This window comes from Bifidobacterium sp. M0353 (genome assembly GCF_016100645.1).
Lineage (GTDB): Bacteria > Actinomycetota > Actinomycetes > Actinomycetales > Bifidobacteriaceae > Bombiscardovia > Bombiscardovia choladohabitans.
The window spans coordinates 1-282 of the sequence record NZ_JACFSB010000130.1 but is presented as its reverse complement, the minus strand read 5'-3'; the positions used below and the strand labels follow the sequence as shown (position 1 = coordinate 282).

At 33.3% G+C, this 282-nt stretch carries 1 protein-coding gene; it reads right to left on the bottom strand.

What is annotated here, in order from left to right:
- A partial coding sequence (locus H3V04_RS09275; RefSeq protein WP_198188332.1) for a phage major capsid protein occupies positions 1-282 on the bottom strand: 282 nt, incomplete at both ends.

The following is a 282-nucleotide window of genomic DNA, read 5'->3' as shown; positions in this document are numbered from 1 at the left end:
GTTATGACCCAAAATTTGCTTAACATCTGGAAGAGTTGGACTTGGTTGAATTAAGTATCTACCCTCAGCATCTTTAACTTTTGATAAAACATTATAGCCTGACTGATTGGTGATAAAACTTGAAGTAGCTTGGATTAAAGGATCAAGTGTATTATTTTCTAGATCCTTAATGCTATCGAAGTCAGCAATTGATACCTTAGTCGGTGTTTTTCCATCCTTACCATTATTCAATACTTTTAAAATTTCAGTATTGCGAGTAATAACATCTTTTCTGGCAATCCA